This window comes from Pseudomonas sp. 8209 (genome assembly GCF_028682105.1).
Taxonomy (GTDB): domain Bacteria; phylum Pseudomonadota; class Gammaproteobacteria; order Pseudomonadales; family Pseudomonadaceae; genus Aquipseudomonas; species Aquipseudomonas palmensis.
On record NZ_JANIAH010000008.1, the window covers coordinates 97,286 to 117,136 of the forward strand.

The 19,851-nt window shown below is 65.1% G+C and carries 20 protein-coding genes; 9 read left to right on the plus strand and 11 right to left on the minus strand.

What is annotated here, in order from left to right; translation table 11 throughout:
• Positions 1–51: 51 nt before the first annotated feature.
• The gene (locus tag NP552_RS18370; protein ID WP_043863851.1) at positions 52–831 is read left to right on the plus strand and encodes a class I SAM-dependent methyltransferase; all 780 of its coding nucleotides are present in this window, start codon (positions 52–54) and stop codon (positions 829–831) included.
• Between the two features lie 289 nt (positions 832–1,120).
• Complete coding sequence (locus tag NP552_RS18375; protein WP_274097011.1) at positions 1,121–3,412, plus strand: autotransporter family protein; 2,292 nt, start codon at positions 1,121–1,123, stop codon at positions 3,410–3,412.
• A gap of 82 nt (positions 3,413–3,494) precedes the next feature.
• Here NP552_RS18375 and NP552_RS18380 read toward each other — a convergent pair whose 3' ends face one another.
• The 3 genes from NP552_RS18380 to NP552_RS18390 form a co-directional block, all read right to left on the minus strand.
• Positions 3,495–3,836: a type II toxin-antitoxin system HicB family antitoxin gene (locus NP552_RS18380; protein WP_043863853.1), complete on the minus strand. Its 342-nt coding sequence runs from the start codon at positions 3,834–3,836 to the stop codon at positions 3,495–3,497.
• Complete coding sequence (locus tag NP552_RS18385) at positions 3,836–4,084, minus strand: type II toxin-antitoxin system HicA family toxin (RefSeq protein ID WP_078481358.1); 249 nt, start codon at positions 4,082–4,084, stop codon at positions 3,836–3,838. The genes NP552_RS18380 and NP552_RS18385 overlap by 1 nt, the downstream gene beginning before the upstream one ends.
• A 244-nt stretch (positions 4,085–4,328) precedes the next feature.
• Entirely contained in the window at positions 4,329–5,339 is a 1,011-nt protein-coding gene (locus tag NP552_RS18390) for a zinc-dependent alcohol dehydrogenase family protein (RefSeq protein WP_274097012.1), read from the minus strand.
• A 141-nt stretch (positions 5,340–5,480) separates the two neighbouring features.
• On the opposite strand from NP552_RS18390, the gene NP552_RS18395 reads away from it, so the two are divergent.
• From NP552_RS18395 to NP552_RS18405, 3 genes are all read left to right on the plus strand, one after another.
• Positions 5,481–5,981: a sigma-70 family RNA polymerase sigma factor gene (locus NP552_RS18395; RefSeq protein ID WP_043863856.1), complete on the plus strand. Its 501-nt coding sequence runs from the start codon at positions 5,481–5,483 to the stop codon at positions 5,979–5,981.
• Position 5,982: 1 nt separating this feature from the next.
• The gene (locus NP552_RS18400) at positions 5,983–6,930 is read left to right on the plus strand and encodes a FecR domain-containing protein (protein WP_274097013.1); all 948 of its coding nucleotides are present in this window, start codon (positions 5,983–5,985) and stop codon (positions 6,928–6,930) included.
• 105 nt (positions 6,931–7,035) lie between these two features.
• Positions 7,036–9,507 carry a TonB-dependent siderophore receptor gene (locus NP552_RS18405; protein WP_274097014.1) on the plus strand — a complete coding sequence of 824 codons (2,472 nt, stop codon included), beginning with the start codon at positions 7,036–7,038 and terminating at the stop codon, positions 9,505–9,507.
• A 66-nt stretch (positions 9,508–9,573) separates the two neighbouring features.
• Here the strand turns inward: NP552_RS18405 and NP552_RS18410 are convergent, their stop codons facing one another.
• The 4 genes from NP552_RS18410 to NP552_RS18425 form a co-directional block, all read right to left on the minus strand.
• Positions 9,574–10,164, minus strand: coding sequence for an HAD family hydrolase (locus NP552_RS18410; protein WP_054916361.1), 591 nt, complete (start codon positions 10,162–10,164; stop codon positions 9,574–9,576).
• The gene (gene tesB, locus NP552_RS18415; protein ID WP_043863859.1) at positions 10,161–11,030 is read right to left on the minus strand and encodes an acyl-CoA thioesterase II; all 870 of its coding nucleotides are present in this window, start codon (positions 11,028–11,030) and stop codon (positions 10,161–10,163) included. Before tesB ends, NP552_RS18410 begins: the two co-directional genes overlap by 4 nt.
• Positions 11,031–11,105: 75 nt before the next feature.
• Positions 11,106–11,675 (minus strand): GNAT family N-acetyltransferase, encoded by a 570-nt coding sequence (locus NP552_RS18420; RefSeq protein WP_274097015.1) that lies wholly within the window; start codon positions 11,673–11,675, stop codon positions 11,106–11,108.
• 14 nt (positions 11,676–11,689) lie between these two features.
• A complete protein-coding gene (locus NP552_RS18425; protein WP_274097016.1) occupies positions 11,690–12,007 on the minus strand; it encodes a TonB-dependent receptor in 318 nt (105 codons plus the stop codon).
• A 106-nt stretch (positions 12,008–12,113) separates the two neighbouring features.
• Between NP552_RS18425 and NP552_RS18430 the strand changes: the two genes are divergently transcribed.
• Both NP552_RS18430 and NP552_RS18435 read left to right on the plus strand, forming a co-directional pair.
• A complete protein-coding gene (locus tag NP552_RS18430) occupies positions 12,114–12,806 on the plus strand; it encodes a histidine phosphatase family protein (RefSeq protein WP_274097017.1) in 693 nt (230 codons plus the stop codon).
• Positions 12,807–12,808: 2 nt separating this feature from the next.
• Positions 12,809–13,654 (plus strand): phosphatase PAP2 family protein, encoded by an 846-nt coding sequence (locus NP552_RS18435; RefSeq protein WP_274097018.1) that lies wholly within the window; start codon positions 12,809–12,811, stop codon positions 13,652–13,654.
• Here NP552_RS18435 and NP552_RS18440 read toward each other — a convergent pair.
• On the minus strand, positions 13,620–14,045 hold the full coding sequence (locus NP552_RS18440; RefSeq protein WP_043863863.1) for an EamA family transporter: 426 nt from the start codon (positions 14,043–14,045) through the stop codon (positions 13,620–13,622). The two genes, NP552_RS18435 and NP552_RS18440, sit on opposite strands and share 35 nt — an antisense overlap.
• Before the next feature lie 98 nt (positions 14,046–14,143).
• On the opposite strand from NP552_RS18440, the gene NP552_RS18445 reads away from it, so the two are divergent.
• Positions 14,144–15,058, plus strand: a complete 915-nt coding sequence (locus tag NP552_RS18445) for a histone deacetylase family protein (RefSeq protein WP_274097019.1) — start codon at positions 14,144–14,146, stop codon at positions 15,056–15,058.
• Between the two features lie 151 nt (positions 15,059–15,209).
• Positions 15,210–16,445 (plus strand): TIGR03862 family flavoprotein, encoded by a 1,236-nt coding sequence (locus NP552_RS18450; protein WP_274097020.1) that lies wholly within the window; start codon positions 15,210–15,212, stop codon positions 16,443–16,445.
• 96 nt (positions 16,446–16,541) lie between these two features.
• On the opposite strand, the gene NP552_RS18455 is transcribed toward NP552_RS18450, so the two are convergent.
• The 3 genes from NP552_RS18455 to yedA form a co-directional block, all read right to left on the minus strand.
• The gene (locus NP552_RS18455) at positions 16,542–17,873 is read right to left on the minus strand and encodes a DEAD/DEAH box helicase (protein WP_274097021.1); all 1,332 of its coding nucleotides are present in this window, start codon (positions 17,871–17,873) and stop codon (positions 16,542–16,544) included.
• A 66-nt stretch (positions 17,874–17,939) separates the two neighbouring features.
• Positions 17,940–18,794 (minus strand): hypothetical protein, encoded by an 855-nt coding sequence (locus NP552_RS18460; RefSeq protein WP_146094979.1) that lies wholly within the window; start codon positions 18,792–18,794, stop codon positions 17,940–17,942.
• Positions 18,791–19,723 carry a drug/metabolite exporter YedA gene (yedA, locus tag NP552_RS18465; protein ID WP_058540581.1) on the minus strand — a complete coding sequence of 311 codons (933 nt, stop codon included), beginning with the start codon at positions 19,721–19,723 and terminating at the stop codon, positions 18,791–18,793. The genes NP552_RS18460 and yedA overlap by 4 nt, the downstream gene beginning before the upstream one ends.
• Between the last annotated feature and the right edge of the window lie 128 nt (positions 19,724–19,851).

Genomic DNA, 19,851 nt, shown 5'->3' on the forward strand with positions numbered 1-19,851 from the left:
TTGCCAGGCCGATATGCTTGGCAACCGAACTAGCAGCAGAGCAGGTCACCGATGAAAGTCTGCACAACCTACCGTGAAACCTTCTATCACGTACTCAACGCGGTGTTTACCGCCTATGGCAAGCAGCCGGTGGTGGCGGAACTGGGAGTGCTGCGCGGCGAAAACGCGATGAAGCTCTACCAGGCCCTGACCCCGGAAAAGATGGTGCTGATCGACAGCTGGAGCCCTGCCTCCAACGACGACTACAGCCCATTCGACCAGTTGCCGCCATGGGTCGAGCCGCCAGAGAAATACGCCTACTACTACGGCGGCCCGATGCATGAGCAGGCCACCTTCGACAACCTCTACCAGCAATGCCTGGACCGCTTCGCCGACAAGGACAACGTCACTGTCATCCGCGCCGACACCATCAGCGCCATCGACGCGATCCAGCCGCGTACCGGCATCGAGACCTTCGACGTGGTGTACATCGATGCCAGCCACCAGTACGAATTCATCCTGCGCGACCTGATGTACTACCAGGAACTGGTCGGCCCGGATGGCTTCATCCTGCTCAACGACTGCTGCCACAGCCCCAACGGCACCAAGCAGAACCTTGGCGTGCTCGAAGCCTTGAGCAGCTTCATGAAGCGCTCCGACTTCATCCCGCTGGCCATGACCAACACCGACTGGTCGGACGTGATCCTGGTGCGCAAGAACTCGATCATGGTGCAACTGGTGGACATCGCCCTGACCAACTCCGACATTCCGTTCGTGGAGATCCCGCACCAGCTGATCTCTGCCGCCAAAGTCGTTTACGGCCAGCAGCGCATCAACATCAGCTTCGCCTGATTGCGGTTGCAAGACGTCCTGGCCTTCGCCAGGACGACACCGGTCGACCCCACACGACCCATTAAATTCCCGCCAATCTGCCTGTTTTCCCTACAGATGCAGGCTGATTCACATTTTTCCGTGAAAAGCAGCCTACCCGGCTTTTGCTGCTGAATTGTCCTACAACCATCCTGTACAGTACCCAGCGCTTGATTCAGCACTCACTGACAAGCCGGCAGGGATGGCCGATACAGACGCAGCATGCGCTGGTTGTCCCGCGTCGGTTTCCGACCCTGGAAGGGACACCCTCTTGAATACTGCATCGCTGCGCCGCTCACTGCTGGCGCTTTCCATTGCCGCTGCTACAGCCACGGCCAATGCCTCTCCCGCTATCGACTTGAACCACGACCTCAGCTCCGGTGGCTACAGCAATACCGGCGATACCTTCAGCAGCGCCACCTTCAGCGGCACATCGCAGAACGCCGGCGTCGAGCTGATCGATGTCACTGTGCTGGGCAACCTGACCAACAGCGGCGCGATCAACCTCAGCGCGGCGAGTGCCACCGATATTCCCTCGGCCATTTCCCTCACCCTCGATTCCAGCATCGGCGGCAACCTGGTCAACCAGGGCAGCATCAACGTGACCGGCGAAGGCGCCATGGGCCTGGACCTGTACCTGGCCAATATTGCCGGTGATGTGATCAACAGCGGCAGCATTGCCGTGACGGGCCAGAACGCCAACGGCATGATGATCACCTCCACCCAGTCGAGCATCATCAACAGCGGCACCATCACCGCGCGTGGCGCCGACTCGGCCGGTATCGAAGTCGAGAATGCCGTCTTCAGCGGGTCCATCACCCCGCCCTACAAAAGCAACATCAACAACAGCGGCACCATTTCGGCAGATGGCATCGGCATCCATCTGGTCAACCTGAGCGGCAGCAATCTGTTTTCGATCACCCAGACCGCCGGCCTGCTCGAAGGCGGCACTGCGGCGATTCTGGCCGAAGACAGCAACGCGCAGTCGTACTTCTACTGGTCCGGCGGCCAGGTAAAAGGCGATCTGCTGGGGCTGAGTGGCGTGCTGGTCAAAGGCGACGTGGCTTTCGACGGTTCGACCATCCGTGCCGGCTACGTGGACATCGACGGTGGCACCCTGACCCTGCTGGCACCGCACACCACGCTGGACGGCGATCTCGACCTCGACAGCGACACCGCACGCCTGCGTCTGCTGCTGGACAACACGACCCTGCCCGATTCACCGATTCTCAAGGTGACCGGCAACACCTACTTCTCCGCAGGTAGCCAGATCGAGCTGCAAGCCCGCTCCGACGACTTCCGCACCCCGGCCCAGGGCACCCGCTACACCCTGCTGAACTCCGGCACCTGGGAAGAAGCGCAGAACCTGTCGGTGGTCTCGTCCTCGGCGCTGCTCGAAGTGAAAAACTTCGGCATCGAGGGCCAGGATGTGAAGGCGCTGGTCGCAACCCGCAGCGATGAAGCGATCGAGCAGAACCTGCTCGGCGCCCGTGCTTCGCGCAATGCAGTCAATGCCATACAACCGTTCAAGAACACCGTGATGGGCCAGCTCAGCGAAAGCGATCCGGTATTCCAGGCCTTCGCCAACGCCAGCAGCGATGCGCAACTGGCCAGTCTCGCCGAAACCCTGACCCCGGATGTCAGCCGCGGCGTGATCAATGCCGCCACCAGCAGCCAGACCCTGGTGGGCAACGCCGTCACCCGCCGCTCCAGCAATGCCCGCAACGGCCTGTCGTCCGGTGAAGGCCTGTCGGGCACTGGCGTATGGGTACAGGCACTGTCCAGCGATGCCGATCAGGATCGTCGCCACGGTATCGACGGTTACGATGCCAACACCAACGGCATCGCCGTGGGTGCCGACGGCAAGCTCGACCCCGATACCACCGTGGGCCTGGCGTACAGCTACCTGACCAGCGACGTCAAATCCGACCGGGGCAACAAGACCGATGTCAGCGGCCATGCCCTGACCCTGTACGGCAACTGGACCCTCGACAACTACTTCGTCGATGCTTCGGTGATGTACGGCTGGAACGACAACGAGTCCAAACGCTACATCGCCGGCAGCCGCGCCAAGGCCGACTACGACAGCGAGATCTTCGGCGTCAACGCGCTGGCCGGCTACACCTTCCAGCTCGACCGCCAGGTAGTGCTCGAGCCGCAGATCGGCGCGCGCTACGCCAATGTCTCGATCGACTCGTACCGTGAAAAAGGCAGCTCGGCGGCGCTCAACGTCGGCAGCCAGCGTTACGAAATCGGCGAGATGGGCCTGGGCGCACGCCTGGCAGCCGCCTTCGAACTGGGCGTGGGCAGCCTGGAGCCGGAAGCCAAGCTGATGGCCTGGCATGACTTCATCGGCGACAAGGCCGGCACCACCTCCACCTTCGTGCTGGGTGGCACGCCATTCACCACCCGCGGCGCCACCCCGGCGCGCGACAGCTACGAGCTGGGCCTGGGCGCAACCTACCGCGTCGGTGCCTGGAGCGTGGGGGGGTCGTACAACTACCTGACCAGCAGCGGCTTCGATGCCGACACCTTCACCGCCAACGTGCGCTACGACTTCTGACCTCAACCGCCAGACACGACAAAGCCCGCCAGAAGCGGGCTTTGTCGTGGCGCGTATTCAGGCGCGCTGCAAGCGTATCGTACTACTCATGGTGACTCAGGTAGGCGGTCAATGCCCGGCGCGTCAGGTCGTTGAGCGAAATACTCTGCCGGTTGGCAACCACGCTGGCGGCCAAATGCAGGTCATGGCCAACCCTCACATTGAATGAGCCTTTACATGGGGTTTCGGGAGCCTGATGCAAGGTTGCACATGTGTGTAGATAGTCATCCACGGCCTCGCGAAATGCCGCGTCCAACTGTGCCACAGTCTCTCCTTCATAGCTCACCAGAGCCCGGATGAACTGCACCTTGCCGTATAGACAGTTGTCTTCTGGGCTGGCTTCAATGGAGCCGTGATACCCCCTGTAATGCAACAGTGTGCCCATCAAATCAACCCTCCGGCTTTCAAGTGTTCAATAACCTGGCATCTGATGTAAGCCTTCAGCTCGTTGCCGGGATGTGGCTTATGCAAGTTGATCATCGCCAGCGGATTCCCGTTATCGAACTTCACTCGGCTTCCGTTACCGTTGATCTGTCGATATCCAAAGCCGCTCAAAAGCGCGGTCAGCTCACCCCAGGTGAATACGGAATGCTTGTTGCTCAATTTGGCCAGAAGCTTTTCGTGGCGGGACATTGAACCTCCGACTGCGACTGATTTTAGTCGCAAGATTCCGCCAAGACAATTCATGCCTTTTCGCTCACCTGCAGACTCAGGCGCGCCAGGAAACCCCAGATGAACCGCTGTGAACAGGAGCCCCACAGTGGTCAAGACACCTCTCATCCCAATTGAGGAAACTGCCTACCCGCCTTACCTGATTTCCTCGTATCAGACACGACAAAGCCCGCCAGAAGCGGGCTTTGTCGTGTCGGGGCGTGCCTCAGATATCCAGCACGATCTTGCCGAAATGCTGGTTGGTTTCCTGATAGCGGAACGCATCGGCGATCTGCTCCAGGCCAAAGTGCTTGTCGATCACCGGGCGAAGGCCGTTGGCGTCGATGGCACGCACCATGGCCTGCTGCTGGGCACGGCTACCCACCAGTACCCCCTGCAGGCGCAACTGGCGCACCAGCGCCTGCACCAGCGGCAACTGCCCCGCCACGCCGGTGAGGATACCGATCAACGAGATGTGCCCGCCAATGCGCGCGGCAATCATCGATTGCTCCAGCGTGGCTGGGCCGCCCACCTCGATCACATGGTCCACACCACGATTGTGGGTCAGGCTGCGCACCTGCTCGCCCCAGGCCGGAGTGGTGCGGTAGTTGATCAGGTGGTCGGCGCCCAGGGCCTTGAGGCGTTCGAGCTTGGCGTCGCTGGAGGAGGTGGCAATCACCGTGGCGCCCGCCAGCTTGGCGAACTGCAAGGCGAAGATCGACACCCCGCCGGTGCCCTGCACCAGCACCGTGTCGCCTGGCTTGAGTGCGTCGTCGGCCATCAGTGCACGCCAGGCGGTCAAGCCCGCAGTGGTCAGCGTGGCCGCTTCGGCATGGCTCCAACCTTTGGGCGCATGGGTAAACGAAGTGGCACGGGCCGTCACCTGCTCGCGGGCATAGCCGTCGATGCCATCGCCCGGCACCGTGGCAAAGCCTTCGATCAGCGGCGCGCCATCCAGCCAGTCGGGGAAGAAGGTGCTGACCACTGCATCACCGACAGCGAACTCGCTGACCTCGGCGCCCACGGCCACCACTTCACCGGCACCATCGGCCATCGGAATGCGCGGCTCGGCAGGCCCCCACATGCCGCTGACCACGGCAAAGTCGTGGTAGTTGAGCGAGTTGGCACGCAGGCGCACGGTGATCTCGCCCGCCTGCGGCGCCGGTGCTTCGCACGTGCCCACCTGCACCTTGTCATATCCGCCGCCGGGTTGAACGTAAATGGCCTTGTGGCTCATGGGAAGCGCCTCGCTCGTGTCTGTAAAGGGTCAACCAGTCTTCGCCCGTGCCTGACGCAGGTCAAGCACCAGCACTTGCACAATCCGCCGGCAAACCACAATAATGCGACTAATTATCAATTACTCAGTATCCTCCGCGCCATGCCCGCACCCGATCACGCTGCCCTGCACGCGCTCTACAGCGAACACAACGGTTGGTTGAAAAGCTGGCTGCGCGCGCGCCTGGGCAACGCCAGCGATGCCGCAGACCTTGCCCAGGACACCTTCATCCGGGTGCTGACCGCACGCAATGCCCAGACCATTCGTGAACCGCGCAGCTACCTGGGCGCCATCGCCCATGCGCTGATGGTCGACAAGTTTCGCCGCAAGGCCCTGGAACAGGCCTACCTCGCCGAGCTGGCCACCCGCCCGGAGCGCGTCGTCGAGTCGCCCGAAACGCGCCTGCTGATTCTCGAAACCCTGGTGGCCGTCGATACCCTGCTCGACGGCATGGGCGAACGCACCCGGCAGATCTTCCTGGCGGTGCAGCTCGAGGGCCTGAGCTACGTGGCCACCGCCGAGCGCATGGGCGTGTCGGTGACCACGGTGAAAAAACACATGATCCGCGCCATGACCCACTGCCTGCTGCTGACGGACGACTGACATGGCCCAGCCCCTGGACTATTCAACCCTGGAGGCGGCGGCCAGCTGGTACGTCAAGCTCAATGCCGCGCCGCCCAGCGAGGCCCAGGTGCAGGCCTGGCGGGACTGGCTGGGCAAGAGCCAGGCCCATGCCCAGGCCTGGGCGCGGGTGGAAAAACTGCAGCGCCAGCTTGGCCGCCTGCCCGCCGACGTGGCCCTGCCGACCCTGGCCGGCGTGCGCGCACGACGCCGCGCCGTGCTCAAGACCCTGGCCCTGTTGATGGGCGTGGGCATCACCGGCTGGGCCGTGCGCGAAAGCGACACGGGCCGCGAGCTGATGGCTGGGCTGCGTACCGGCAAAGGCCAGCGCCGCCACGTGACACTGGGCGATGGCAGTCAACTGGAACTCAACACCAACACCGCGCTGGATATCGAATTCGACGGCCAGCAGCGCCTGCTGCGCCTGTACAGCGGCGAAATCATGGTGCAAACCGCCGCCGACGCCGCAGGCCGGCCCTTCCTGGTGCAAACCCCGGAAGGACGCATCCGCGCCCTGGGCACCCGTTTCAGCGTGCACAGCGAGGGCGGCCTGAGCCGGGTCAGCGTACTGGAGCACGCCGTGGAGGTCCGCCCCGCCGATCAGCCCGGGCAAGTGCTGCGCCTGGACAGCGGGCAAAGCGTGAGCTTCGACGCGCATCAGCTCGGAGCGGTCGGTAGCGCGGCCCCCGGCACCGGTGCCTGGACCGACGGCATGCTGACCGTGATCGAGTGGCGCCTGGCCGACTTCATCAGCGAGCTGCGCCGCTACCGTCCCGGCCTGCTGCGCTGCGATGAGCGCATTGCCGACCTGCGCCTGTCCGGCGCCTTTCGCATCGACGATACCGACACCGTCCTGCAGAACCTGGGCACCTCGCTGCCGGTCAAGGTGCGCTACCTCACGCGGTACTGGGTGAGCGTCGAGCCGGTCTGAAAAAACATCGAAAACCGGGTTGCCGATTTTCATTCTCATTCGGCTACGCAGTTAAAGCGGAAAAAAAAGCCGCGCCCCTGCCCAGCCAATCGAAGGAAAACCTGCATGTCCGCCCCTTGCCCGCGAGCGCCTCGCCCTCTGCTACGCGCCGTCCACCTGGCCCTGTTCAGCCTGCCGCTGGCACCGTTGCCGTTGCTGGCGGTGCTGCCGTCAAACGCCCTGGCACAAAGCGCAAGCACCCACTTCCAGATCGCCGCAGGCCCGCTGGGCACCGCGCTGAGCCTGTTCGCCACCCGCGCCAGCATCACCCTGTCGTTCGATGCGCGGCAAACCCAGGGCCTGCAATCGGCGGGCCTGCAGGGCAGCTACAGCATCGATGAAGGCCTGGCGCGACTGCTGGCGGGCAGCGGCCTGCAGGCCCAGCGCCAGTCCAATGGCGGCTACGTGCTGGTGCCAGCCGGCAACGGCGGCGCCGTCGAGCTGGGGGCCACCAGCATCGAAAGCAATACCCTTGGCGAGACCACCGAAAACACCGGCGCCTACACCACCGCCGCTACCCGCACCGCCACCAAGCTGCCGCTGTCGATCCGCGAAACCCCGCAATCGGTCACCGTGGTCACCCGCCAGCAGATGGATGACCAGGGCGCGCAGAGCATCACCGACGTGCTGCGCAACACCCCCGGCGTCTCCGCCCAGGCCTACGACAGCGACCGTACCGAATTCTCCAGCCGTGGCCTGGCCATCACCAACTTCCAGTACGACGGCGTCAACACCATCTACGACGGCGTATACGATGAAGGCACCGCGCATGTCGACATGGCGATCTACGACCACGTCGAAGTGCTCAAGGGGGCCACCGGCCTGATGACCGGCTCCGGCGACCCTTCGGCCACCGTCAACCTGATCCGCAAGAAACCCACCGCGCAGTTCCAGGCCTCGCTGTCGGGCAGCGCCGGCAGTTGGGACGACTACCGTGGCGAAGGCGATGTTTCCGGCCCGTTGAACGACAGCGGCAGCGTGCGCGGGCGCTTCGTCGGCGCGCAGCAGGACAGGAAGGGCTACCAGGACCACTACCAGCAGAAGAAAGAGGTGTACTACGGCATCCTCGAAGTCGACGTCACCCCCGACACCCTGCTGAGCGTGGGTATCGACCAGCAGACCACCACCCCGCGCGGCACCTCCTGGACCGGCAACCCGGTGTACTTCGCCGATGGCGGACGCACCGACTTTTCGCGCCGGTTCAACCCGGGGGCCGACTGGAGCCGTCGCGACTTCCAGAACCGCACCTACTTCGCCTCGCTGGAGCAGGCGCTGGCCAACGACTGGAGCCTGAAGCTCAGCGTCAACCAGCTGCAGAGCGACCACGACACGCGCCTGGCCTCGGCCAGCGGCGGCAATCCCGACCGTGCCACGGGCGAAGGCATGTTCATGTTCTGGGGCCGCTGGGAAGGTCACCGGGTGCAGAACACCGCCGACATCAACCTGTCCGGCCCCTTCACCCTGCTGGGCCGCCAGCACGACCTGGTGATGGGTTTCAACGCGGCCAACTCGCGCCAGACCGGCGCCACCTGGGACACCAGCCTGGGCGGCACACCGGGTAACATCTACGAATGGAACGGCAAGATCGGCGTGCCGGACTTCCCGAAAAACGGCAAGTACGAGCAGACCAAGCGCCAGAACGGCGCGTACATCGCCACCCGCCTGCGCCCCACCGACGACCTGTCGCTGATCCTCGGCACCCGCGTCAGCACCTTCAAGTACAACGACAACTACGATTACGACGGCCTCAACCCGGTGTACTTCAGCGACAACCAGGCCGGCTACAAGCAGCATGGCGTGGTGACCCCGTATGCCGGCGTGGTGTATGACCTGGACGACACCTACTCGGTGTATGCCAGCTACACCTCGATCTACCAACCACAGACCTACAAGGACGCAAACCGCACCCCGCTGGATCCGGTGGAGGGCGACAGCTACGAGACAGGGCTGAAGGCGGCCTACTTCGAGGGGCGGCTCAATGCCAGCCTGGCGCTGTTCCGTATCGAGCAGGACAACGTGGCGGTGCAGACCGGCACCACCAACACCAACGAGGGGATCTACAAGGCCACCCGCGGCGCAACCACCGAGGGCGTGGAGCTGGAGATTGCCGGCGAACTGCAGGAGGGCTGGAACCTGTCGGCCGGCTATACCTATGCGCGTTCTCGCGACAAGGACCACCAGCGCATCTTCGGCTCGCCGATGAGCACTACCAAGCCTGAGCAACTGCTGCGGCTGTTCACCACCTACCGCCTGCCGGGGGCGCTGGACAAGGTCACGGTGGGTGGCGGGGTGAACTGGCAGAGCGCGTTCTACGGCCAGATCTACAGCCCTACGGTGAAGGATTACACCTTCATCAAGCAGGGTGGCTACACCCTGATCGACCTGATGGGCCGCTACCAGTACAACGACCACCTGAGCTTCACGCTCAACGCCAACAACGTGTTCGACAAGCGCTACCTGGCAGGGCTGGGCAACTTCGACACCACCTACTATGGCGAAGCGCGCAACCTGATGCTGACTACGCGCTGGGCGTTCTGATCGAAGGCCTGGGTTGATGATCCGGGCCTCTTCGCCGGCAAGGCCGGCGAAGAGGCCAGCACGGACCTACTCCAGCATCCCGTGCAACACCCCACAATCAGCCGCATGCCAATCCACCAGCTGCGGCCACGGGTTCTGCGGCACATTCACCAGCACCGTGCGCGCACCCGCCGCACGCCCGCAGTCCAGATCGAAGCGATAGTCACCGACCATCACCATCTGCGCCGGTGCCACGTCCCACGCCTGGGCCAGTTGCAGCAGCCCGCCCGGGTGCGGCTTGGGCGGAGCCTCGTCGCGGCCGATGATGTCCTGCACCGGGAAGCAGTCGGCCAGGCCGATCGCCTCCAGCGTCACATGCGCCAGCTCGCGCGCATTGCGCGTCAGGATCCCCAGCCGGCAGCCCCGCGCCGCCAGCTCGCGCACCAGCGCCACCGCCCCCGGCGCCGCCTGCGAGGCCACTGCCAGTTCGCGCTCGTGCTCCAGCAGCCAGGCATGCTTGGCCGCCGCCTCTGCCGCAGGCAGGGCCGCCAGATGGGTAAGAATGTCGTCCTGCGCCGGGATGTCCAGCGCCACGCGAATGGCCGCAAAGTCATGCACGGCGACGGTCAGGGTGCCGTCCATGTCGAACACCCAGTGGCGAATCGAGCGCAGGCTCATGCCCAGTCCTTGCGATGGCGAATCAGGCCTTCCTGGCACGACGAGGCCACCAGCTGCCCGGCGCGATTGAAGATGCTGCCACGGGCAAAGCCGCGCGCATTGCCCGCCCACGGGCTGTCCATGGCGTACAGCAGCCAGTCATCGGCGCGCAGGTTGCCGTGAAACCACAGCGCATGGTCGAGGCTGGCCAGCTGCATGTCGCGGTGCCACACCGACTTGCCATGGGGCATCAGTGAAGTGGTCAGCAGGCCGAAGTCCGAGGCGTATGCCAGCATGTACTTGTGCAGCGCCTGGGAGTCGGGCAGGTTGCCGTCGGCACGAAACCACGCGTACTTAACCGGGTCGCCGGGCTTGGGGTTGAAGGGGTCCTTCTCGGTCACCGGGCGCACTTCGATGGGCTTGGCGCACAGCAGCTTGTCGCGAATATGCTCGGGCAACTGATCGGCCATGCGCTCGGCCAGTTCCACTTCCGACGGCAGGTTCTCGGGGCCGACCACCTGGGGCATCTGGCCCTGGTGCTCGAAGCCTTCCTCGTCGTACTGGAACGAGGCGCTGCAGGTGAAGATCGGCTGGCCCTTCTGGATCGCCGTCACCCGGCGGGTGCTGAAGCTGCCGCCGTCACGCACGCGGTCCACCGAATACACCACCGGCATCGACGCATCGCCCGGACGCAGAAAATAGCCGTGCAACGAATGCACGTGGCGCGCCTCTTCGACCGTCTGACTGGCCGCCGACAGCGACTGGCCGAGTACCTGGCCCCCGTACAGCTGACGAAAGCCCAGGTCCTGGCTGCGTCCGCGGAACAGGTTTTCCTCGATCGCCTCCAGACTCAACAGGTCGACCAGATCGTCCAACACGTGGCTCATTCGAGATTCTCCAAAGCAAGGCCCAGGGCGCAAATAATACAGGGTTTGTCATTGGCGGCCTGTATGTTCTGCGATTCAGCCATGCAAGGTGGCCTGCCACTGGGCGCGGTTGATCCGGTACAGCACGTGGGGGCGCAAGGGGTGGCCGGGCTCGAGGCGCGGGTGCTCGAAGTCGCCCAGCGGATCGGGCTGCATGCCGATGGCCTGCATCACCTTCTGCGACGGCAGATTGCCCTGGGTAGTGAACGACACCACTTCGTCCAGGCCCAGCTGGGCGAACGCACAACGCAGGCAGGTCCAGGCCGCCTCGCTGGCGAAGCCCTGGCCCCAGTGGCGCCGCGCCAGGCGCCAGCCGATCTCCACCGCCGGGGTGAACGGCGCATCGAAGCTCACATTGAGCAAGCCGGTCATGCCGATGAACGCCCCGCTGTCCTGGCGCTCCAGGGCCCACAGGCCGAACCCGTACTCGGCAAAATGGCCGCGGATGCGGCCAATCAGTGCGGCGCTTTCGACCCGGTTCAGCGGCGCCGGGAAGTACTGCATCACCAGTGGGTCGGCACACAGGGCGGCGAACTCGGCGAGGTCGTCGTCCTGCCACTGGCGCAACCGCAGCCGCGCGCTCTCCAGTTTAAGTATCGGGGTCATTGCCTGCTCCGTGATCACTGCCTTGCAGTGTACAGCGTAGGCAGGCCCATGTAGTTGGCGCCAGCCCCGACTGCCCCTGCGTGCATCGATGTCGTAGGAGGTCCACAGGCTGAAGCTGTTGGGCGCGATGAACGTGGGCTGGTGCCGTCGTTGACGCCGTTGCCACCGGCCTTCACCACTTCGGCATCCAGGTAGGTGTAGCCGGCCCACACCGCCCAGGCATCGGTGATGCGCCCGGTGGCGCCCAGCTCCAGGCCGCTGACACGCTGATCGCCGTCCAGTGCCACCAGGCCCGAGATTGGGCTTGTTACTTCATTGAATTGAAACTGCAACGTGCTGTTGGCCCCTTGCCCCACAAGGCTTTCACATCGCCTTCACCGATTCACCACAGGCCGTTGCTTACCGTGCAGACATTCTCGCGGTAGCCGGAGCGGCCCCATGTTGCACGATGCAGTACTCGACCAGACCTTGATCCCAGCCCGTCCGGGGCGACGACGACGCCTGCCTTCGGCGACGTTCCTGCTGGGCCTGTGCACCTTGCTTGCACTGGCCGTTTCAAGCCTGTGGCTGGTCAGAGGGTTGGCGATCGTGGACCTGGGTAGCGAAAGACAGATGCGCAACAGCGGTGTGTATGCCGACTGGGCCAAAGGTGAAGTCATCGTGCTGGTGCGGCATGCCGAGCGTTGCGACCGCTCGCGCAACCCGTGCCTGGATGATCCGCAAGGTATCACCCAGGCGGGCAGCCAGGCTGCGGCGCAGGTGGGCGAAGGGCTGCAGCGCCTGGGCCTGGAGCATGCCGACATGCTGGCCAGCCCCCTGACCCGCACCCAGCAAACCGCTCACTTCATGTTCGGCAAGCTGGCAGCCAGTGAGGACTGGCTGCAGCAATGCAACAAGGGCTTCGCCGACAACGCCCTGGCGCGCAAGGCCGCCGAGCGCAACCTGGTGCTGGTGACCCACAGCGGCTGCATAGACCAGCTCGAACGCCAGTTGAACGTGCCCGGTGGCGAACGCTCCAGCGCCTACGCCGAAGCCGTATTCGTCTCGGTGGGCGCCAGCGGCAAACCGAGAATCCTCGGCCGCATGAACGCCCCCGAATGGCGCAAGCTGCTGGCCAGGGCGGAGCAATGAGCATGTCGCCACGCCAGTCGTTCTACCTCACCCACCTGGGCCTGCCCCTGCTGCTGGCACTGGTCGTGTTCGTGGCCTTCGACCTCACCGGCCTCGACCGCTGGTTCAGCCAGTTGTTCATCGACCCGGCCAGCGGCCAGTTCACCCTGCTGCACGACGCCTGGTTCGAGAAAGTGACCCACAAGTGGCCCCGCGTCCTGCCCAACTGGACAGGCGAAGCCGCACTGATCGGCGCCCTGTTGTCCTTCGTGTGGCCGCTTTTCGCCCGCCATCCGCAGGCCGCCGCCACCCGGCTGCTGCAACGCAGCCGCATTGCCGGCGTGCTGCGCTTCACCACCCGGCACCGGCGCGACCTGCTGTTCGTGGTGGTGGCATTCGCACTGTGCACCGCCATCATTCACTACCTCAAGAGCCACACCGGGGTGTACTGCCCGGTAGAGACCACATTCTACGGCGGTACCCATCCGCGCCTGGAGTGGTACCAAAAGTTCGACCTGCTGCACAAGACCGGTGACGGGCGCTGCTGGCCCGGCGGGCATGCCTCCAGCGGCTTCACCCTGATGGCGCTGTACTTCGTGGCCCGCCGCTGGCGCTGGGCGCACGCACGCAAGCTGCTGGGGTTCATCGTGCTGCTGGGCATGGTGTACGGCACCACCCGCGTGATGCAGGGCTGGCACTACATGTCGCACACCTTCTGGGCGGGGATCTTCGTCTGGCTGACCTGCCTGCCGACCGCGCTGTGCTTCTATGGCCGCACCGCGCTGCAGGCACCGCTGAAGGCACCGCTGGAGTTACCGGCAACACCTCTGCGCGCTAACGCCATGCCAGCATCACTACGCCCAGAGTGATCAGGCTGATGCCGCCCCACTGGCGCAGGTCGAGCCGCTCGCCCAGCAGGGTAACGCCGAGCACCGCCACCAGCACCACGCTGAGTTTGTCCACAGGCGCTACCTGCGAGGCTTGCCCCAGCTGCAGGGCGCGGAAGTAGCAGATCCACGAGGCGCCGGTGGCCAGCCCCGACAGCAGCAGGAACAGGTAGCTGCGCGGCGAGATCGACCCCAGTGACTGGTACTGGCCGGTGGCGAACAGAATCAGCGCCAGGCTCACCAGCACCACCACCGTGCGCAGCAGGGTGGCGAAGTCCGAATTGATGCCGGTCACGCCAACCTTGGCAAATATGGCGGTCAAGGCGGCGAATATCGCCGACAGAATCGCCCAGAACGTCCAGGAAGCCAGCATGGGTGCACCCCTGTCGAGAACCTGCGCGCAGTGTAGATCGCTGGCGCTGGCTGTACAGCAACTGGCAAGATCGAGGCCTGCCCCGGTTAGAAGCTGCCATGCCCCTGCCCCTGATCTACCACGACGACTACAGCCCGGAGTTTCCTGCCGGGCACCGCTTCCCGATGGACAAGTTCCGCCTGTTGCGCGACCACCTGGTCGACAGCGGCCTGACCACCGATGCGGCCTTGCTGCGCCCCGAGCTCTGCCCCAGCGACATCCTCGCCCTGGCCCACGAGCGGGGCTACATCGAGCGCTACATGAATGGCGACCTGAGCCGCGAAGACCAGCGTCGCCTGGGCCTGCCCTGGAGCGAAGCGCTGGCACGGCGCACCGTGCGCGCGGTCGGCGGCTCGCTGCTGGCCGCCGAACAGGCCCTGCAGCATGGCATCGCCTGCCACCTGGCCGGCGGCACGCACCACGCCCACTACGATCACCCGGCCGGCTTCTGCATCTTCAACGACCTGGCGGTGATCAGCCGCTACCTGCTCGAAGCCGGGCGCGTGCACCGGGTGCTGATCTTCGACTGCGACGTGCACCAGGGCGATGGCACCGCGCGCATCCTGCACGACACCCCGGACGCGATCACCGTGTCGCTGCACTGCGAACAGAACTTTCCGGCACGCAAGGCCCAGAGCGACTGGGACATCCCGTTGCCGTGCGGCATGGGCGACGCCGACTACCTGAAGGTGGTGCACGACGCGCTGAACTACCTGTTGCCGCTGTACCAGCCCGACCTGGTGCTGTACGACGCCGGCGTGGACGTGCACAAGGACGATGCGCTGGGCTACCTGCAACTGACCGACGCAGGCGTCGCTGCCCGCGACGAAGCCGTGCTGCGCCACTGCCTGGGGCGCGATATCCCGGTGGTTGGCCTGATCGGCGGCGGCTACAGCAAGGACCGCCACGCCCTGGCCCGACGCCACGGCATCCTGCACCACAGCGCACAACGGGTACTCGATTACCCACAATGACTGTGGAGCTGCCTGTGGATAACCTGAGCGCAAGCCCATCCGGCCCTTGTGGCACGGGGCCTGCACCGTACTGATCGTTTTTTGTACAGTGCCTGGGCGGGGCCGTGTCGGGTAGAATGCCCGCTCTTTTATCCCCAGCCTGCAGCCGCCCATGACCGATACCCCCCCAACCACCGCCCCCCACGTTGCCATTATCGGAGGCGGGCCGGCCGGGCTGATGGCCGCCGAGGTCCTCAGCCAGGCCGGTGTGCGGGTAGACCTGTACGACGCCATGCCCTCGGTGGGGCGCAAGTTCCTGCTGGCGGGCGTGGGCGGCATGAACATCACCCATTCCGAAGCCTACCCCGCGTTCATCTCGCGCTATGCAGAACGCGAACACGACATCGCGCGCCTGCTCGACGGCTTCGATGCCGACGCGCTGCGCGCATGGATCCACGGCCTGGGCATCGACACTTTCGTCGGGACATCCGGCCGGGTGTTTCCGCGCGACATGAAGGCCGCCCCGCTGCTGCGCGCCTGGCTCAAGCGCCTGCGCGATGCCGGGGTAGTTATCCACACCCGGCATCGCTGGCACGGCTGGGATGCCGACGGCGCCCTGCGGATCACTTGTCCACAGGGCGAGGTGAGCGTGCAGGCCGATGCCGTGGTGCTGGCGCTGGGCGGCGGCAGCTGGGCGCGGCTGGGCTCGGACGCTGCCTGGCTGCCCTGGCTACAGGCGCGGGGTGTGGATATCTCGCCGTTGCAGGCAGCCAACAGCGGCTTCGAGGTAACGGGTTGGAGCGACGTGCTCAAGGGCAGGTTCGCCGGTGCACCGCTGAAGAACATCGCCCTGAGCCTGGCCGGCCAGGCGCCGCGCCTGGGCGAGTTCGTGCTGACCGAGGGCGGCGTCGAGGGCAGCCTGGTGTATGCCTGGTCGGCGCAGATTCGTGAAGCGATCAACCGCGAAGGTAGCGCGACGGTGCTGCTCGACCTGCTGCCGAACCGGCCTGTGGACAAGATCGAGGCGGCGCTGCGCAAACCCCGTGGTTCGCGCTCGATGGCCAGGCACCTGCACGGTCAGCTGGGCCTGGACGGGGTGAAGGCGGCGCTGCTGCGCGAGCTGACCGGGCCCGAGGTGTTTGCCGACCCGGCGCGCCTGGCGGCAGCGCTCAAGGCGTTGCCGATCACGCTGGTACGACCGCGCCCGCTGGACGAGGCGATCAGCAGCGCCGGCGGCGTGAAGTTCGAGGCGATGGATCGGCACCTGATGCTGACCCAGTTGCCGGGGGTGTTCTGTGCGGGCGAGATGCTCGACTGGGAGGCACCGACCGGCGGCTACCTGCTGACGGCGTGCTTTGCCAGTGGGCGAAGGGCGGGGTTGGGGGTGCTGGAGTGGTTGCGCCGGTGAGGCGTTCGCCGGCAAGGCCGGCGCCTACAGGGTACGCGCAGCCCTTGTAGATGCCGGCCATGCCGGCGAACGGGCTGCAGCGCAGCCCGTGCCCAATCAAGGCTTGCGCTTGCGCGGCCCGGTATTGAACGTCGGCACCTTGCGCACCGGCTTGACCTGCGGCGCGGCTGCGGGGGCATCCCCGCTGTCGGTCCAGCGCCCCAGGCTGCCCTTGCCGCTGCCCTGCTTGGGCTTCTTCGGTTTCTTCGGCTTCTTCACCACCTGCCCGCTGGCGTCGGTTTCCGGCACCCGGTGCTCCGGCACGAAATCCGGCTCTTCATGACGCGGCAAGGTCTTGCGCGTGAGCATCTCGATGGCCGACAGCATGTTCACCTCGTCGGCACACACCAGCGAAATGGCTTCGCCGGTATTGCCCGCACGCCCGGTACGCCCGATACGGTGAATGTAGTCCTCGGCCACGATCGGCAAATCGAAGTTGACCACCAGCGGCAAGTCGTCGATATCCAGCCCGCGCGCCGCCACATCGGTGGCCACCAGGATCTGGATCTTGCGCGCCTTGAAGCTGTCCAGCGCACGCTGGCGCGTGGCCTGGGGGCGATCGCCATGGATGCCGTCGGCGTTCACGCCCTGCGCCTGCAGGCGCTCCACCAGCGCATCCACACCGTTGCGGGTCTTGGCGAACACCAGCACCTGCTTCCAGCGCTGCTTGCGCAGCAGGTGCATGAACAGCTCGGGCTTGCGCTTCTTGTCCACAGGCACGACCCACTGCTTGACGCTGCTGGCCGCCACGTTGCGCGGGCTGACCTCGACGCTGAGCGGGTCATCGAGCATCTGCCCGGCCATCAGGCGGATCTCGTCGGAGAAGGTTGCGGAAAACAGCAGCGTCTGGCGCTTGACCGGCAACGCCGCGTAGATCGAGCGCAGCTCTTCGGCAAAGCCCAGGTCGAGCATGCGGTCGGCCTCGTCGAGCACCAGCGCCTGCAACTGGTTGAACTTGACCGCGTTCTGGCGGAACAGGTCGAGCAGGCGCCCGGGCGTGGCCACCAGCAGGTCGATGCCCTTGCGCAGTTTCATCATCTGCGGGTTGATGCTCACCCCGCCGTACACCGCGTAGGTGCGCAGCGGCAGGTGTTCGGCGTACTCGACGATATTGGCGTGCACCTGTTCGGCCAGCTCGCGGGTCGGCACCAGCACCAGCGCACGCACCGAGTTGCTGGCGACCTTCTCGCCTTCCATCACCAGGCGCTGCAGCAGTGGCAGGGCGAAGCCGGCAGTCTTGCCGGTGCCGGTCTGCGCCGCCGCCATCAGGTCGCGACCGGCCAGCACGGCCGGGATGGCCGCCGCCTGCACCGGTGTCGGGGTGGTGTACTTGAGGTGCTCGAGCGCGCGCAGCAAGGGTTCAATCAGGCCAAGTTTGGCGAATGTCATGGCAATACCGTCTGGGGAATTCAGCAATGGCGCAAGTTTACCCTGTTCGCGCGGGTTCACCGAGCTTCAATCCACAGGCGGCAGGTACACGTACGTCAGGCGATCCAGGCCATTGCCGACAAACAGCGACAGCGGCCTGCCCAGCTGGCTGGCGCGCGAACGGCACAGGCCGTAGATCTCGTTCAGGCTCGAATCGCGCGCCGACATCGGCGTCCAGCTGTGCATGCCCAGCGACCCCAGTTCGAAGATCATGTGGTCGCGGTCCTTCTCGCGGCTGAAGCTGACGGCTACCTGGCCGCGCGCTACCTGACTACGCAACCCGCCATCAGCGAATTCCAGGCGAACCGGCGTGCGCCTGAGCTTCTGGTCCGGGGTGCGCAGCGTCATCACGCCCTGACTGTAGTCGAGCACCTCGAAGGGCAGGTTGGCCCTGAGCCTCACCGGGACCCGGCAATCGACCTCGCCACGCGCCGTGTTCTCGATCAGCGAGCGCATCGCTTCGCTGAGCGTAGGATGGCTCTTGATCGCGACATCGTTGGGGAAGGCCAACCGCAACGCGATCGGCTGGTCAGGTTGATCCGCGAGGGTCAGGGTAACGTTGCCGGTGACTGCCTGGCGCGCAGCCAGCACGGCGTCGACCGTTGCCTGCAGAGCCTCACGCCGCGCCGGGGTCAATACGTCGCCTGGCATGCGCAGGTTCACCACCCAAGGGGTCTCGTCGTCGGCCCACATTTCCACTCGGGCCAGGTCGATCTGCTGTTCGGCCAGCAGGTTACGGACCGCTTCGGCGTAATACCGGTCTGCATGGCCGTGGGCGTAATTGTCGATAACCGATACCTGAAACTCCAGGCCGACTTCCTGTTCATCACAACCGGACAGCATCCCAACCAACAAGCCTGCCATGGCAATACGACGCTTCACTTGGACAACTCACCCCTCAAGGCGTCAGCCGGGGTGGCCACGCTGGCCGGCACCTTGCGCCATTGCGGAACGCCGATCAACACCACCGCGCCGATGATCACCGCCATCGCCACGCACTCCTCCACGCCGATCTGCTCGCCAGCGAACAGGATGCCCAGCAGCACCGCCACCGCCGGGTTGACGTAGGCATAGCTGGTGGCCGCCGCCGGGCGCACATGCTTGAGCAGGTACATGTAGGCACTGAAGGCCAGGATCGAACCGAAGAACACCAGATAGAGCAACGCCCCCCAGCCGGCAGCGGTCGGCATCTGGGTCATGCGTTCACCGCTGAGCGCGCTGCCCAGCAGCAGCGCCGCGCCGCCCACCAGCATTTCGGCGGCACTGGCCATCGGCCCGGCCGGCAGCGGCAGGCTCTTGCTCCACACCGAACCGAAGGCCCAGGACGCTGCAGCAAACAGGATCAGCGCCGCGCCCAGCGGGCTGGCCTGCAGGTTGGAGCCCAGGTTGAGCAGGCCGATGCCGGCCAGGCCAAGGCCGATACCGGCCCATTCCAGACGCGTGTTGCGGTGCCCGAAAAATCGCCCGAACACCAGGGTGAACAGCGGCACGGTCGCCACCGCCAGGGCTGCGACCCCGGACGCCACGCCCGCATGTTCGGCCAGGGTCACGCCGCCGTTGCCGCAACTGAGCAGCAATATGCCGATGGCCCCGGCGGCCTTCCATTGCGCCCAGCTGGGCGCCGGCACCCCGCGCCAGCGCAGAAAGCCATACAGCAGGCTGCCGGCAATCAGAAAGCGCACCCCGGCCATCAGCAGCGGTGGCCACGACTCGATACCGATGCGGATCACCAGATAGGTCGACCCCCACACCAGGTACAAGGCCAGGAAGGCACCGATCAGCACCAGCGGAAAGCGACGGGAGGCAGGCATGGGAGGCTCGAAATCAGGGTTTTGGAGCTGTAGTTTAGAAAGCCAAACGGGTAATTTTAAGTTACAAACCCTGTTTATACGGCCACCAGACTTTCGAAAAAACGGATGTTTGCCCGATTCGCCATCGT